Raw genomic sequence first — 15,678 nt, 5'->3', positions numbered from 1 at the left:
TCTGGTTTAACGCGGCGCTCTCGGGTTCTTCGCGAGCAAGCTCGCTCCTACAATGGTTTGTGTCGCCCACAATGCGAGAACCCCATGCCTCAACCGCGTCCCTACAAAGTTGCACTCAACGGCTACGGCCGGATTGGTCGTTGCGTCTTGCGTGCTCTGTTCGAGCGAGGGGCGGCGGCCGGGTTTGAAATTGTTGCGATCAACGATCTGGCGGACATGGCCAGCATCGAATACCTGACACGCTTTGACTCCACCCATGGCCGGTTCCCCGGCGAAGTACGGGTTGAAGACGACTGTCTGCATATCAATGGCAACTGCGTGAAGGTGTTGCGCAGTGCCACCCCCGAGGGCATCGACTGGGCGGCGCTGGACGTCGACCTGGTGTTGGAATGCTCCGGTGCTTACCACACCCGTGCCGACGGCCAGCGCTTTCTCGACGCCGGCGCGCCGCGGGTTCTGTTCTCCCAGCCGATGGCCAGCGAGGCGGATGTCGACGCCACCATCGTGTATGGCGTGAACCAGGATTGCCTGACCGGCACCGAACTGCTGGTGTCCAACGCCTCTTGCACCACCAACTGCGGCGTGCCGCTGTTGCGCCTGCTGGACCAGGCGATCGGCCTGGAATACGTGTCGATCACCACCATTCACTCGGCGATGAACGATCAGCCGGTGATCGATGCCTACCACCATGAAGACCTGCGCCGTACGCGTTCGGCGTTTCAGTCAGTGATTCCGGTGTCCACTGGGCTGGCGCGCGGTATCGAGCGACTGTTGCCGGAACTTGCCGGGCGAATCCAGGCCAAAGCCGTACGGGTACCGACGGTGAACGTGTCCTGCCTGGACATCACCATGCAAACCGTCAGCGACACCGACGCTGGCGAGGTCAACCGGATCCTGCGCGACGCCGCCACCAGCGGCCCGCTCAAAGGCCTGTTGGCCTACACCGAGTTGCCTCACGCCAGCTGTGATTTCAACCATGACCCGCATTCGGCCATCGTCGATGCCAGCCAGACCCGCGTTTCCGGCCCACGGCTGGTGAACATCCTGGCGTGGTTCGACAACGAATGGGGTTTTGCCAACCGTATGCTGGACGTTGCAGAACACTATCTGCAAACAGCCTCTCCACAACTTTAGCTCTCAGGAATTGCCACCCATGACCGTGTTGAAGATGACCGACCTCGATCTGCAAGGTAAGCGCGTACTGATCCGCGAAGACCTCAACGTCCCAGTCAAGGACGGTGTTGTCACCAGCGATGCGCGAATCCTGGCTTCGCTGCCGACCATCAAGCTGGCCCTGGAAAAAGGCGCGGCCGTGATGGTCTGCTCCCACCTGGGTCGCCCGACCGAAGGTGAATTCTCGGCAGAAAACAGCCTCAAGCCTGTAGCCGAGTACCTGAGCAAGGCCCTGGGCCGCGACGTGCCGCTGGTTGCCGACTACCTGAACGGCGTGGACGTGAAGGCCGGCGACATCGTGCTGTTCGAAAACGTGCGCTTCAACAAGGGCGAGAAAAAGAACAGCGACGAACTGGCCCAGCAATACGCTGCCCTGTGCGACGTGTTCGTGATGGACGCCTTTGGTACCGCTCACCGCGCCGAGGGTTCGACCCACGGCGTGGCCAAGTTTGCCAAAGTTGCCGCAGCTGGCCCGTTGCTGGCGGCTGAGCTGGATGCACTGGGCAAGGCGCTGGGCGCTCCGGCCCAACCGATGGCCGCCATCGTCGCCGGCTCCAAGGTCTCCACCAAGCTCGACGTACTGAACAGCCTGAGCCAGATCTGCAACCAGCTGATCGTCGGCGGCGGCATTGCCAACACCTTCCTGGCCGCTGCCGGTCACCCGGTGGGCAAATCGCTGTACGAGCCGGACCTGCTGGACACCGCCCGCGCCATCGCCGCCAAGGTCAGCGTGCCGCTGCCGGTGGACGTAGTCGTGGCCAAGGAATTCGCTGAAAGCGCCGAAGCCACCGTCAAGCTGATCGCTGATGTGGCCGCCGACGACATGATCCTGGATATCGGCCCGCAAACTGCAGCCAACTTCGCTGAACTGCTGAAGTCGTCCCAGACCATCCTGTGGAACGGTCCGGTTGGCGTATTCGAGTTCGACCAGTTCGGCAACGGCACCAAAGTACTGGCCCATGCCATCGCTGAAAGCTCGGCATTCTCCATCGCCGGTGGTGGCGACACCCTGGCAGCCATCGATAAATATGGCGTTGCTGACCAGATCTCCTACATTTCTACCGGTGGTGGTGCGTTCCTCGAATTCGTCGAAGGCAAGGTACTGCCGGCTGTTGAAGTGCTGGAAAGCCGAGCGAAGGGCTGAAGCACTTGCTGAGGAAAAGGAGCATTCCGATGATCAAGTCGTTGGCACTGGTGATAGCAGCGGGCGTGTTGGCCGGCTGCGGCAGCACGCCTGAAGCGGCGCCCGAGTCTGAAAAGCCCGGGGCTGAGCCGCGCAAGAGTTGCTACCAGGCTGACTGGCAAGCCGAAACCATGCCGGTGATCAGCAAGCGCATCGGGCCGGACGGGTTGGAGAAATACGACTCTGCGCCCAACGGTCAGGAACAGGGTTGCCCTTGACGGGTCTGATTCACTAACCGACAGCAGCGGTGGCCGCAGGTCGCCGCTTGAGGATTGGCAATGAAAGGCGTTTTCGCCCTGGCAGCACTGGCGTTATTGGCCGGATGCACCAACCTGAACATGTTCGACAAGAAGGCAGAGCCGGTAGACAAGTGGACCACCTGGACGTGTGACAGCCAGGCGCAAGTCAACTGGCGCTTTGCCGACCAGGCCCGCACCCAGGTGGATGTACGCCTCGGCGGCTCTGACCAGGTGTATCGCCTCAAGCAGGACGTGGCGGCTTCGGGCGTGCTGTACAGCGACGGCCAGTTGGCGTTTCACACAAAGGGTGAGGAAGGCCTGGTTTACTGGGTTGCCACCGACGATTTGATCGGGCGTGGCTGTAAAGCGCAGTAACCCCGACAGCAATAACGATTCAGCAGGCCAGGCTTTGAAAGCCTGACCTTCAATAACTTGAATAGCAGCCGCCGCTACGGCAGGCTTGCACGATTAACGACCCTCGACCGGGAGAGAGACTCACAATGGCACTTATCAGCATGCGCCAGATGTTGGACCACGCAGCCGAATTCGGCTATGGCGTTCCAGCCTTCAACGTCAACAACCTTGAGCAGATGCGCGCCATCATGGAAGCCGCTGACAAGACTGACTCTCCAGTGATCGTCCAGGCTTCGGCCGGCGCACGCAAATACGCCGGCGCTCCGTTCCTGCGTCACCTGATCCTCGCTGCGATCGAAGAATTCCCGCACATCCCGGTGTGCATGCACCAGGACCACGGCACCAGCCCTGACGTGTGCCAGCGCTCCATCCAGTTGGGCTTCAGCTCGGTGATGATGGACGGTTCCCTGGGCGAAGACGGCAAGACCCCGACCGACTACGAATACAACGTCCGCGTCACCCAACAAACCGTGGCCATGGCTCACGCCTGCGGCGTTTCGGTTGAAGGCGAGCTGGGCTGCCTGGGTTCCCTGGAAACCGGCATGGCCGGTGAAGAAGACGGCATCGGCGCCGAAGGCGTACTGGATCACAGCCAAATGCTGACCGATCCGGAAGAAGCTGCTGACTTCGTGAAAAAGACCCAAGTTGACGCCCTGGCCATCGCCATTGGCACCAGCCACGGCGCCTACAAATTCACCAAGCCACCTACCGGCGACGTGTTGGCCATCGACCGCATCAAGGAAATCCACAAACGCATCCCGAACACCCACCTGGTGATGCACGGTTCTTCCTCGGTACCGCAAGAGTGGCTGGCGATCATCAACCAGTACGGCGGCGACATCAAAGAAACCTACGGCGTGCCGGTTGAAGAAATCGTCGAAGGCATCAAGTACGGCGTGCGCAAGGTCAACATCGACACCGACCTGCGCCTGGCCTCCACCGGTGCGATGCGTCGCCTGATGGCCACCAACCCGAGCGAATTTGACCCACGTAAATTCTTCGGCGCTACCGTGACGGCCATGCGTGACGTATGTATCGCACGTTACGAAGCCTTCGGTACTGCGGGCAACGCTTCGAAGATCAAGCCGATCTCCCTGGAAGCGATGTACCAGCGTTACCTGAAAGGTGAGTTGAACGCTAAGGTCAACTAAGCCTTACGCGTTAATGAAAAGCCCGCAGCGATGCGGGCTTTTTTATTCATATTCCTTATCTTGATTGTCGAACTGAAACTTGAAAGGTTAACTGTATTCAATAGATATGCCGATAACTAATAAGTTTGGAGTAGGAAGTCAGGAAATCGTCACTGACCTGGTGAGGCTCCAGTCCGAATAGTTGACGTTATCTACAGTCTCTCTCACTTGTACGTTAATGGTTTGTCCGCGGAGGTTCTGCACGATCGCTTCTTGGGTGGTAAAGGAGTATATGCCGTTTGAGCCAACAACCCCGCTCCCTAGAGTGGCTCCCGTACCAGCTTGATTCAAGTAAACCCGATAACCGGGCGTGCCCCTTCCTGAAACTGTAATTTGAGCGGCTCCGCCTTGCGCGCTATCAATATAGGCAGCCATGATCAATATCCTTCTGTAAAGGGTCGTCATGAATTGACGACGTGATAACACTCTAGTGATGCATCACATATGTGACTACCTGTTAGAAATCACAGTTCCGACGAATGGCTGTAGGAAAAGATGGCGAGTTTAGTTTCGATAAAGGGGACCGATAAAGGGGACAGATTTATTTAAGTCACCAAGGCCTACCCCGCCCGCGATTGGTGATACGCAACCCTGTAATTTTCTCAATCTCATCTACAAAAACTGAATTGCCCGTCAACTGCCCTCGTTGTAATGCGTTCCTGATCAACTGAATTTCAGATGTTGGAATGCCTTGCTCAATAAGGGCGACGTAGCGTGCTCGCTTTTCCTCAGGCGCTAGACCTGACGCTTCAAAACAAGGGATCTCATCCAGCCAGTCAGCCGTGGCCGTCGTGTTGAAACGTGTATTGAAGCTGGACCACGGATAGTCGCTTGGATGAGCAACCATCCTGGCACGGATTGGATTGAGTTCGATGTATCGGGTGCACGCAAGTAGATAGGTATCGTTCTGAACAATGCTTGAACGGTATCGACTTTCCCAAAGCGTGCCCGTACGACCTTCCAGTCGGTTGCGGTAACGCGTCGTACGTGCTGCTAAGACCTTCATTAGCTTGGCTAATGCCATAGGGTCATCGCCCGGATCCAGCAAGAGGTGTACATGATTGGTCATAAGGCAAAAGGCGTACACCTTTACTGCCAGCGCTTGTTTCAGTTCCCGCAAGTTCGTGAGGTAGTGTTCGAAATCTGATGCATCAACAAAGACGACCTGCTTGTTATGACCACGCTGAACGACATGGTGTGGGTAATTAGGCAGTACCAGCCGTGCCATTCTGGGCATGTTGACCTCCTACTTCCGTGTAGAGAGATAAAAGGGTAGCACTCGGAAAAACAGGGTTCGGCTTCACGTGTGTGATGTGATGTGACTGGGGAATTCTCCTTCAAGGCTCCTTGGTGAACTGATAGGGCACGGGCCGAGTGGTAGGAGAGTGTCAGATAGTTCGACAAATAAATCTGTCCCCTTAAGAAAAACGCCCGCAGCGGTGCGGGCGTTTTGTGGCTGAAATTTGATCAGGCGGCTGCGGGGGTGTCGAAGCCGCGGTATTCGATGACGCGAAATACGTCGCTTACGTCCTGCACCAGGATGCGGGCGGTGTTGGCTACGTGGTTCAGGTCACGCTCCGCAAAATCGGGCAGGCTGGAGCAGGCCATCAGGTTGAGGTGTTCGAGGGCGGCGTTGAGGCGTTCACGCAGGCAGGCGTGCAGGTCCGTGAGTGGTGCATCGCTGTCGATCAATAGCACAGGGTATTCGGTGGCTGTTTCGGTGCAAGGGGTGAAACGGCGGGGCGGAAGTTGTGGCTTCATGGCAAATCCTTAACTCAAAAGAAAATTGGCCACCGTTTGCTGCGAAACAAATAGGGTGGCAGCTGTACGCGGGTTCGCAGACCGAGGAGTTAAGACCCGGCAGACCCGAAGGTCTCCCACGTACAACCGCCATAAAAAGCCGAGCATTGGCAGGACTGCCTATGTCGTATTTTGACGGATACGGTATTAACTCTGTAGGGCTGCGAAACCCTATCGCCGTTCAATGCCGGCGACGGGGCGAACTATAAGCGGCGCTCCGACTCACCGCAACGGCCCTGTAGGACACAGAACCCCTGTGGGAGCTGGGCCTGCCCGCGATGGCGGTGGGTCAGCCAGCTTATTCTGTGACTGATACACCGTCATCGCGGGCAAGTCGAATCGTCGCACCGCCGGCTCCCACAGGGATCAGTGGTGTTTGATCGACTGTTATTGAGCACCGAATGATCCTTAGGTCTTTAGGACTGTGCCTACGAGCCGCCAGCCTCACTCGTGATCAATATCCAGCTTGGCAAACGTCACCCGAGCCCCTTCCTTGCTGTTGCCGCTGTTGTCCTGCACGTAGGCACCGGCCTTGAAGTACAGCGGTTGTTTGCCCCACGCAGCGCCAATTCGTTCGTTCCATTGCCCATTGGCAGCGTCGACGCTCAACAATCCGGCCTTGTTCAGGTGGATGACATAGGTGAAGTCGCGGTCCAGCGGTACGTTCTCGGCAACGATGATCACCCGGCCTTCCGACTCGTCAGGGCGCATGCGCACCTTGGCGACGATGTTGCCGGTCTGGGTTTTTTCCTTGTATTGGTACTCGACCTTGATCAGTGGCTTCTGGCTTTCGTAGGCGTGGATTTGACCGATCACCACCTTGCCGGAGGACGGCACCTTGTTGACCGCCAACGTGGCGCGCAGGTAGTTGTCGGCGTCGCTGTACAGCCAGTTGCGCAGGCGGCCGTCGGCATAGGTTTCCCGCAGTTCGCTACGGGGGTAAACGGCGTTTTCGGTACGCGTGCCGGTGACCGGCGTCCAGAATTGCACGCTGCTGCCTTCGGCCTGGAAGTATTGGTCCTTGAACCCGCTGAGCAGTTTCGGGGTGTCGATGGTCGAGGGCGGGGAGCCGACGGGGATGCTCAGGTTCCAGGTGGACAGATCAATCATTGAATACGCCTTTAACGGGGAGAGAAGGCCTTGGCTCGGGGGCCGGCACTTTCTTTATAGGTGGCTCGAAATGGATTGTTAATGATTTTGTGGCGGTTTGTTGGCGTCAGACAAATGTCAAAAAGCCATGTTTCCCATAAACCGGGGGCTGTAGACACTGACCGTTAGTCGGTTGGCTGGACTTTGGCGCAATGATGGCACCGCCGTGGCTTCTGCTTTATGGGATCCAGGGATAGAGTGAGCCCTTATTGTTTATCCGGTTTTATCGCAAAAATGACCGGAGTGACGCCGACGAAAGAGAAGCAGCAATGGAATGCGCTCCAATCAAGCCTCGCGATGGTTGTTCAGTGCTTTTGGTGGTCGATGACTATCCCGAGAACCTGATCAGCATGCGTGCACTATTGCAGCGTGAAGACTGGCATGTGGTGACGGCGGCGTCCGGGATTGAAGCCCTGGGATTACTGCTGGAGCATGACGTCGACCTGGTGTTGCTGGATGTGATGATGCCCGGCATGGACGGTTTTGAAGTCGCCCGGCTGATGCGCGGCAGCCAGCGCACGCAAATGACCCCGATCATCTTTCTCAGCGCCCACGCCCAATCGCCGGCGGCGGTGCTGGAAGGGTATGCCAGCGGCGCGATCGACTACCTGCTCAAACCCTTCGACCCCAATATCCTCAAGCCCAAGGTCCAGGCCCTGCTGGAGCACCAGCGTAATCGCCGGGCCTTGCAGCGCCTGAGTCATGACCTGGAGTCAGCCCGGGCCTTCAATGCCTCGGTGCTCGACAACGCCGCCGAAGGCATCCTGGTGGTGGGCGAGGACGGCGTGATCAGCTACGCCAACCCGGCGATTTCGCGGCTGCTGAATGCGCCGGTCGCCGAGTTGCAGGGCGCCGAGTTCCTCGCTTTTCTGCAAAAGCCCCACGTGCCTGGCTGGCCTGACTCGGCCTTGTACGAAGGCTACAAGCGCGGCGAAACCTGGCGGCTGCACGATGCGATCTTGCGCACCGCGCCCGGCCAGCAACTGCCGGTGGCGATGTCCTGCGCGCCGCTGCCGGCCGAGCAGAAAGCCATGGTGGTCACAGTGCTGGACATGTCCGAGGTGCGCCATCTGCATCAGCAACTGGAGTTCCAGGCGGTTACCGACCCGCTGACCGGCTTGCTCAACCGGCGCGGGTTTCACCAGGCGGTGGAGAATGTGCTGTTGCGCAGTGAGCGTAGCGAACAGTCGCTGGTGCTGCTGTACCTGGACCTCGACGGGTTCAAGCGGGTCAATGATTCCCTGGGGCACGACGCCGGTGACCGGGTGCTGCGCTGGGTCTCGGAGCAGTTGAAGGCGTGCCTGCGCTCCTACGACATTCTTGGCCGCATGGGCGGGGATGAATTCACCGCGCTGCTGGAGCTGGAATTCCCGGAGCAGGCGGCCAAGATTGCGGAAAAACTGATCGAGCGGGTGTCGATCTGTCAGCAGGTCGACGGTTTGGATGTGATGCTGGGCGTCAGTATCGGCATCGCCACCTTTCCGGACTGCGGCTCGGACCTCAACGGCCTGCTGCGGGCTGCCGACGTTGCCATGTACGAGGCCAAGCGTGCCGGGCGTCAGCAATATCGCTATTACGACCAGGAAATGAACGGCCGGGCCCGCTCGCGGCTGATGCTCGAAGACAGCGTGCGCAACGCCATCGACAGCAAGGATTTCACCCTGGTGTACCAGCCGCAGGTCTCGCTGCACGACGGTCACTTGCGGGGTGTCGAAGCGCTATTGCGCTGGCAGCATCCGAGTGTCGGCGATGTGCCGCCGGGGCTGTTTCTGCCGTTGCTGGAAGAAGCGCGGCTGATCAGCCAATTAAGCTCGTGGATCTATCAGCAGGTGGCCGCCCAGCGGCAGGAATGGAAAGCGGTGTTCAGCGACGGGCTGGTGCTGAGCGTGAGTTTGAGCAGCAGCCAGTTCAATATGCCGAACCTGGCCAGCCAGCTGCAGCAGGTGCTCGAGCGACATGGGCTGCAGGGCCGGCAGCTTGAGGTGGAGATCAGCGAAGAAAGCCTGATGCACAACCTGGATGAGTCCACCAAGCAGCTCAAGCTGTTGCGCCGGGCAGGGGTGCGGATCGCCCTCGATGACTTCGGCGCGGGCAACTGCTCCCTGGCGCACCTGCGGGACCTTGAGTTCGATACCCTCAAGCTCGACCCTAAGCTGGTCGCCCGCCTGCCAGGCTCATCCCGGGATGCGGCGATGACGCGGAGCATTATCGAACTGTGCCGGCACTTCGACCTGCTGGTGATTGCCGAGGGCGTCGAGACCCAGGAGCAAGCGGAGTGGCTAAAGGCCAATGGTTGCCAGTTCATCCAGGGGCCGCAGATAGCGCCACCGTTGATGGCCGATGAAATTGCCGACTGGCACCAACGCGCAGCACTGCGCTGAATTCGCTACACTGGCGCCCATTCAAATCCCCGTTGTTGACCCCATGACCGCGCTGAAATACCTCCAGGCCTACCCCGCAGCATTGCAGGAGCAAGTGCGCCAGTTGATTGCCAAGGACCAACTCGGCGACTACCTGACCCAGCGTTACCCCGAGCGTCATGGCGTGCAGAGCGACAAAGCCCTGTACAGCTATGCCCAGGCCCTGAAGCAGGAACACCTGCGCAATGCCCCGGCCATCGACAAAGTGCTGTTCGATAACCGCCTGGACCTGACCCACCGCGCCCTCGGCCTGCACACCACCATCTCCCGGGTGCAGGGTGGCAACCTCAAGTCGAAGAAAGAAATCCGCATCGCCTCGCTGTTCAAGGAAGCCGCGCCGGAGTTTCTGCGCATGATCGTGGTACACGAACTGGCGCACTTTAAAGAGTCGGACCACAACAAAGCGTTCTACAAACTCTGTGAATACATGTTGCCGGGCTACCATCAGGTGGAATTCGACCTGCGGGTATACCTGACCTGGCGGGACCTGCAGGGCAAGCCCTAACCTTCAAAGGCGATCGAGCATGGATGTGAGCAAGACCAAAAGCAGCTTCTACCGGCGCCTGTATGTGGCGTATCTGATCGACAGCCAGCTGGCCAGCAGCGTCCCGGCATTGACCGACGTGACGGGCATGCCGCGGCGCACCGCCCAGGACACGATTGCGGCGTTGGCGGACCTGGACATTGTGTGTGAGTTTGAGCAGGAAGACGGCGCCCGCAACCATGCCGGGCGCTATCGGATTCGTGATTGGGGCGCGATTGATCGGCGCTGGATCGAGGCGAACCTAAGCCGGATCAAGGCTGTCCTGGATTACCCCTGACCCTGTGGCGAGCGAGCTTGCTCGCGTTGGAGTGCGCAGCGCTCCCGCTTTTTTTGGGGCCGCTTCGCAGCCCAGCGCGAGCAAGCTCGCTCGCCACAGTAGCTTTGCCGCCCTTTAAACTGTTCAGGGACGGCGCATGCCTATATGTGGAATGTCATCCTCCAGGTATTCCTCACCCGCCACCACAAACCCGTACCGCCCGTAATACCCCTGCAAATGCGCCTGGGCCGACAGATAGATCGGCACGTCGGGCCACTGTTTCTCCGCCTGCCTGAGCGCCTCATCCATCATCTGGTGCCCCAGCCCGGTGCCCCGCGCACTCGGTGCAACGATCACCCGGCCGATCACCACATCGCCGCCCTGGGATTCTGGATCCAGCAGGCGCAGGTAGGCCTGCAATTGACCGTCGCTCCAGGCCATCAGGTGATGGGTGTCACCGTCCAGGTCCTGGCCATCGATGTCCTGGTAGACGCATTTCTGCTCGACCACGAAGACCTCCGAGCGCAGGCGCAAAATGGCGTACAGCTGCTCCTTGCCCAGATCACTGTGGTGTTTGCAGACCCATTCGACTGTCATGGTGTTTTCTCGGCTGATTGTCTGGTCAGGATAGTAAGCGCGTGGGGGGCGGGTGTCTAAATTGCGGATTTTTTGTGAGTGAGATCAATTTGCCATCATTCTGTGCGTGCGCCACTTCCGCCTTTGTGTAATCTGCAGTACAGGCTCATTGATGAGCTACTGTTAAACCCTCGGGTTCAACCCTGAGGTCAGGCCATAGAACGCCCGCCAAGGACTTGAGCATGCCGCGATTTTCTCGTGCCGTTGCTTTGATCGGTTTGTTGTTGCTGGCCCAGACGGCGGCGGCAGAACGTTTGCGCCTGGTAGCGGATGCCTGGCCGCCGTTTACCGATGCCACCCTGATCAATGGTGGGTTGGCCACCGATATCGTCACCACCGCCCTGGCCCGCGCCGGCTTCGCCAGTGACTTTGAACAGGTGCCCTGGGCCCGCGCGCTGATGGGGGTGGGCGATGGGCGTTACGACGTACTCATCAACGCCTGGTACGACGACGCGCGAACTCAGTTGGGGCAGTTTTCCGGCGAATACCTGCTCAATCGGGTGCTGTTTCTAAAACGTCGGGATGACCCCATCGAGTACCAGAACCTGGAGCAATTGCACGATTATCCCGTCGCTGTGGTGCGTGGGTACGCTTATTCGGCGGCGTTCGACGCCGATGTGCAATTGCAGAAAGTCCCGGTGCATAACTTCGCCATGGCCGTGCGGATGTTGGCGGCGCGGCGGGTCCGGCTGACGGTGGAAGATGAATTCGTCGCCCGTTACTACCTGGCACGGGAGTCCGCCACGGTGCGCAACGCGGTGGATTTTTTGCCGGTACCGTTGAGCGAAAACAGCCTGCACATTCTGGTCAGCCTGAAAAATCCGCAGCATGAGCAGATTGTTGCCGGGTTTGATCGGGAGATTGCCAAGATGAAAGTGGATGGCAGTTATGCGCGGTTGATGAAGCAGCATGGGATGTAGTGAGGCTAATGGCCCCTTCGCGAGCAAGCCCGCTCCCACATTCGACCGAGTTCCACCGTTGGAATGCGGTCGAGTGTGGGAGCGGGCTTGCTCGCGAAAGGGGTTCAGGCTTCGCTGGTGTCTTTGATCAGGTGCGCCGCCAACGTGCGCAACGGCCCCAGTTGCCGGCAGATCAACGCCAACTGCGTCTGCACCAACCGCTGTCCTTCATCAATCTCATCCGGCATCTGTTCCAGGTCCACCGCCAAGGCTTCTTCCGCATCACTTTGAATCGCGATCGGCTGCTTGTTGGCCAGCCCCGTGGCGATCTCATCGATGCTCGCCGCCAGCGTCTTCCCGGCGCCTTCGATCAAGTGCTCGCGCACCTCCGCCGGCAATTGGGTTTCCCGGTGCGCACCCAGCCCTGACAGGTAGCTGAGCAGCGTGTGGGACAGCACCAGGAACCTGAACCCTACATCTGCCTCCTTACGGAAATGCCCCGGCTCCATCAGCATATTCGCCAGGGTGGTGGACAGTGCGGCGTCGGCGTTGTGGGCGTTGCGCCGGGCCAGGCGGTAAGCCAGGTCGTCGCTCTTGCCGGCGGCGTACTGCTGCATGATCTGGCGCAGGTAGATGCTGTTGCAGGTCAGGGTGTTGGCCAGCACCTTGTTAAGGCGTCGACCCTGCCAGTCCGGCAGGAACAGGAACACCGCCAGCCCGGCGATCAGGCTGCCGAGCAAGGTGTCGAACAGCCGTGGCAGGAACAGCCCGTAGCCATCGCCCACCTGGTTGAAGCAGAACAGCACCATCAGCGTGATCGCAGCGGTCGCCAGGGTGTAGCGCGTGGTGCGGTTGATAAAGAACACCAGGCCGGCAGCGATGGCGAACATTGACTGGATCAGCGGGTTGGGGAACAGGTCGAACAGCGCCCAGGCGATGGTCAGGCCGATGGCGGTGCCGATGATCCGCTGGCCCAGTTTGCGCCGGGTGGCACCGTAGTTCGGCTGGCACACGAACAGGGTGGTGAGGATGATCCAGTAGCCCTGGGACGGGTGAATCAAGTGCACCATCCAATAGCCGATGCTCAGTGCCAGGGGCAGGCGCAGGGCGTGGCGGAACAGCAATGAAGTAGGCGTCAGCTGCGTGCGCAGGCGGGTCCACATCTCTTTGAGGTTGCGCGGTGCGCGGTCCAGCAGGCTGCTGTCGGTGGCATCGGCCAGGCTGTCGGGGTTGGCGGCGTCGCCGAGCAGGCGGTCCAGGGTCGACAGGTTGGCGGCCAGGGCACGCAGGGAGCGCAGCAGGCCGCGCCAGGCCGGGTTGCTTTGGATGCGCAGGTGTTCCAGGGAGGCATTCAGGTCGCCCAGGGCTTCGGCAAAGCTGTCGTCATAGACGAAGGGCTGGCGCATCTGGATCGATTCGGCGAGGGTCTGGCAGGCCTTGCCTTGCTGGCGCAGCAGGCGCTGGCAGCGGAACAGCACGTCGCTGTGGAAGAAGGCCTCGGCGAGTGCGTTGTAAGGGTAGTGGGAGGAACTGGCGCGTTCGTGGATGTCCTGGGCCAGGAAATACAGCTTGAGGTAGCGGCTGACCTTGGAGCCCGGGCGGCCATTGCCGACCCGGTGCAGGATGATCTCTTTGGCCGCGTTCAATGCTGCCACCACCCGGCCATTTTGCTGCGCCAGTTCCAGGCGTCGCGCTTCCACATCCAGTTGGCGGATCGGTTCGAACAATGAGGACTTGAGCTTGAGGTAACGCCCCAGCTCACGAAACAACCGCGCCAGGCTCTGCTGCACCGGCTGGTTGGAAAACAGCACTTGCCACAGCACCGACAGCGCGCCATACCACGCGGCACCGGCCACCAGCAGCAAGGGTTCATGCCAGAAATCGGTGACCGCACCACCGCGCTGGTCCACGCCGATCATGGTGTAGACCGAGAGAATCAGGGTGGCCGAAGCGATCGCCCCATAACGCTCGCCCAGGGCACCGAGCATGGTCAGGCCGAAGCTGGAGAGCGCCAGGAAGATCGCGAAGATCCAGGGGTAGGGGAAGAGCAGTTCGACGGACAGTGCCGCGGTGCTGAAGCACACCAGTGTCACGGCCAGGGCGTTGAGCCGGCCTTGCCAGTTGTCATCGGTCTCGGCCAGGGCGCTGGCGATAATCCCCAGGAACAGCGGGATCAGCAGCGCCATCTCATTCTGGTACCAGCACAGCGCCATGCTGCCGGTCAGGGCGATGAATACCCGTACGCTGTAACTGAACTTATCCAGTGCCCAAAGGCGCCGCATGGACTGCTTGAAGGAGGTCGATGACATGAAGTCTGGGGTCTTCCGGGACGATGCCGCTAAATTGAGCCAGTAATGACGCCACGGCAAGCGTGGCGATCACATCTGAGAGCAAAATATGTTCCGGGCCCGACATTATCAATGTGGGAGCGGGCTTGCTCGCGAAGGCGGTGTATCAGTCACTGATGTATTAGCTGACACTCCGCCTTCGCGAGCAAGCCCGCTCCCACATTTTTTTACCGCGTTGCGTCAGGCAAATTGGGCAGCGGCATAACCGGAAGCCCACGCCCACTGGAAATTGAACCCGCCCAGGTGACCGGTCACATCCAACACTTCGCCGATGAAGTACAAACCGGGGCTTTTCAGGGATTCCATGGTCTTGGACGAAACCTCCCGGGTGTCCACGCCACCCAGGGTGACCTCGGCGGTGCGATAGCCTTCAGTGCCCGCCGGCACCAACTGCCAGCTCCCCAGTTTGCTGGCGATGTCGGCAATCTCGGCGTGGGTGTACTGCTTCATCGGCTTGGAAACGAACCAGGTTTCGGCCAGCAGGTTGGCCATCTTCTTGGTGAAGATCTCACCCAGCAGGGTTTTCAGCTCGCTGTTCGGGCGCTCCACCTGTTGCGCTTGCAGCCAGGTGTGGGCGTCGTGGTCGGGCAGCAGGTTGATTTCCACGGTGTCGCCGGGTTCCCAGTAGGAGGAAATCTGCAGGATCGCCGGCCCGCTCAGGCCGCGGTGGGTAAACAGGATGTTCTCGCGAAAGCTCTGGTCATTACAGCTCACCAGGCAATCCACGGAGGTACCGGACAGCTCGCCGCACAATTCCTTGAGCTGATCGGTGATGGTGAACGGCACCAGCCCGGCGCGGGTTGGCAGCAGTTCATGGCCGAACTGCTTGGCGACCTGGTAACCAAAGCCGGTGGCGCCCAGGGTCGGGATCGACAGCCCGCCGGTGGCGATCACCAGCGATTCGCAGCGCAACTCACCCAGGGTGGTTTGCAACTGATAGCCGCCATCGACCTTTGCAATCTCTTGTACCGAGGTGTCCAGGTGCATGCTCACGCCGACCTGGATGCACTCATCCAGCAGCATCCCGAGGATGTCGCTGGACTTGTTGTCGCAGAACAGCTGGCCGAGTTTCTTCTCGTGGTACGGCACGCCGTGCTTGGCCACCAGCGCGATGAAATCCCACTGGGTGTAGCGGGCCAGGGCGGACTTGCAGAAGTGCGCGTTGTGGGAGAGGAAGTTGGCCGGCTCCGTGTACATATTGGTGAAGTTGCAGCGGCCACCGCCGGACATCAGGATCTTTTTGCCGGCCTTGTTCGCGTGGTCGATCAACATCACCTTGCGCCCACGCCCGGCGGCGGTCAGCGCACACATCAAGCCTGCGGCGCCGGCGCCAATGATCACAACTTCGGTCGAGCGCACAGCCATGTCCTCATACAAATTCTGAATTGGAATACAGTCAAATGTGGGAGCGGCGGTGCGACGATTCG

The 15,678-nt window shown here is 59.8% G+C and carries 16 protein-coding genes; 9 read left to right on the top strand and 7 right to left on the bottom strand.

The features are described from left to right. The first annotated feature begins 84 nt into the window (after positions 1-84). From epd to fba, 5 genes are all read left to right on the top strand, one after another. Positions 85-1,134, top strand: coding sequence for an erythrose-4-phosphate dehydrogenase (epd, locus tag NVB75_RS17765; protein ID WP_258342585.1), 1,050 nt, complete (start codon positions 85-87; stop codon positions 1,132-1,134). A 19-nt stretch (positions 1,135-1,153) separates the two neighbouring features. After that, on the top strand, positions 1,154-2,317 hold the full coding sequence (locus tag NVB75_RS17760; protein WP_102605030.1) for a phosphoglycerate kinase: 1,164 nt from the start codon (positions 1,154-1,156) through the stop codon (positions 2,315-2,317). A gap of 29 nt (positions 2,318-2,346) precedes the next feature. Then, the gene (locus tag NVB75_RS17755; RefSeq protein WP_017476465.1) at positions 2,347-2,574 is read left to right on the top strand and encodes a hypothetical protein; all 228 of its coding nucleotides are present in this window, start codon (positions 2,347-2,349) and stop codon (positions 2,572-2,574) included. Between the two features lie 60 nt (positions 2,575-2,634). Next, a complete protein-coding gene (locus NVB75_RS17750; RefSeq protein WP_017476464.1) occupies positions 2,635-2,970 on the top strand; it encodes an MliC family protein in 336 nt (111 codons plus the stop codon). Between the two features lie 125 nt (positions 2,971-3,095). Continuing rightward, positions 3,096-4,160 (top strand): class II fructose-bisphosphate aldolase, encoded by a 1,065-nt coding sequence (gene fba / locus NVB75_RS17745; protein ID WP_003177554.1) that lies wholly within the window; start codon positions 3,096-3,098, stop codon positions 4,158-4,160. 138 nt (positions 4,161-4,298) lie between these two features. Here the strand turns inward: fba and NVB75_RS17740 are convergent, their stop codons facing one another. From NVB75_RS17740 to NVB75_RS17725, 4 genes are all read right to left on the bottom strand, one after another. Then, entirely contained in the window at positions 4,299-4,574 is a 276-nt protein-coding gene (locus NVB75_RS17740; protein WP_258342582.1) for a hypothetical protein, read from the bottom strand. A gap of 175 nt (positions 4,575-4,749) precedes the next feature. Continuing rightward, entirely contained in the window at positions 4,750-5,436 is a 687-nt protein-coding gene (locus NVB75_RS17735; RefSeq protein ID WP_258342580.1) for a transposase, read from the bottom strand. Between the two features lie 230 nt (positions 5,437-5,666). Continuing rightward, positions 5,667-5,960 carry a hypothetical protein gene (locus tag NVB75_RS17730; protein ID WP_008434070.1) on the bottom strand — a complete coding sequence of 98 codons (294 nt, stop codon included), beginning with the start codon at positions 5,958-5,960 and terminating at the stop codon, positions 5,667-5,669. 483 nt (positions 5,961-6,443) lie between these two features. Continuing rightward, complete coding sequence (locus NVB75_RS17725) at positions 6,444-7,109, bottom strand: polysaccharide lyase family 7 protein (RefSeq protein ID WP_258342578.1); 666 nt, start codon at positions 7,107-7,109, stop codon at positions 6,444-6,446. 308 nt (positions 7,110-7,417) lie between these two features. Here NVB75_RS17725 and NVB75_RS17720 point away from each other — a divergent pair, with 308 nt between their 5' ends. From NVB75_RS17720 to NVB75_RS17710, 3 genes are read left to right on the top strand one after another with little or no spacing between them, the layout of a single operon-like run. After that, the gene (locus tag NVB75_RS17720) at positions 7,418-9,529 is read left to right on the top strand and encodes a bifunctional diguanylate cyclase/phosphodiesterase (protein WP_258342577.1); all 2,112 of its coding nucleotides are present in this window, start codon (positions 7,418-7,420) and stop codon (positions 9,527-9,529) included. A gap of 43 nt (positions 9,530-9,572) precedes the next feature. Then, the gene (locus NVB75_RS17715) at positions 9,573-10,073 is read left to right on the top strand and encodes a M48 family metallopeptidase (RefSeq protein ID WP_010167569.1); all 501 of its coding nucleotides are present in this window, start codon (positions 9,573-9,575) and stop codon (positions 10,071-10,073) included. A gap of 19 nt (positions 10,074-10,092) precedes the next feature. Continuing rightward, positions 10,093-10,389, top strand: coding sequence for a winged helix-turn-helix domain-containing protein (locus tag NVB75_RS17710; RefSeq protein ID WP_258342573.1), 297 nt, complete (start codon positions 10,093-10,095; stop codon positions 10,387-10,389). A 123-nt stretch (positions 10,390-10,512) separates the two neighbouring features. Here the strand turns inward: NVB75_RS17710 and NVB75_RS17705 are convergent, their stop codons facing one another. Continuing rightward, on the bottom strand, positions 10,513-10,965 hold the full coding sequence (locus NVB75_RS17705; protein ID WP_258342572.1) for a GNAT family N-acetyltransferase: 453 nt from the start codon (positions 10,963-10,965) through the stop codon (positions 10,513-10,515). A gap of 221 nt (positions 10,966-11,186) precedes the next feature. Here NVB75_RS17705 and NVB75_RS17700 point away from each other — a divergent pair, with 221 nt between their 5' ends. Next, positions 11,187-11,924, top strand: coding sequence for an ABC transporter substrate-binding protein (locus NVB75_RS17700; RefSeq protein WP_258342571.1), 738 nt, complete (start codon positions 11,187-11,189; stop codon positions 11,922-11,924). A 104-nt stretch (positions 11,925-12,028) separates the two neighbouring features. Here the strand turns inward: NVB75_RS17700 and yccS are convergent, their stop codons facing one another. Together yccS and NVB75_RS17690 are read right to left on the bottom strand one after the other, a co-directional pair. Next, positions 12,029-14,212: a YccS family putative transporter gene (gene yccS / locus NVB75_RS17695; protein WP_003216889.1), complete on the bottom strand. Its 2,184-nt coding sequence runs from the start codon at positions 14,210-14,212 to the stop codon at positions 12,029-12,031. Between the two features lie 219 nt (positions 14,213-14,431). Beyond that, a complete protein-coding gene (locus NVB75_RS17690) occupies positions 14,432-15,610 on the bottom strand; it encodes an NAD(P)/FAD-dependent oxidoreductase (RefSeq protein ID WP_026077838.1) in 1,179 nt (392 codons plus the stop codon). Between the last annotated feature and the right edge of the window lie 68 nt (positions 15,611-15,678).

Origin of the sequence: Pseudomonas sp. CBS, from assembly GCF_024734645.1 — a bacterium.
Taxonomy (GTDB): domain Bacteria; phylum Pseudomonadota; class Gammaproteobacteria; order Pseudomonadales; family Pseudomonadaceae; genus Aquipseudomonas.
This window is presented reverse-complemented; position numbering and strand designations above follow the sequence as displayed.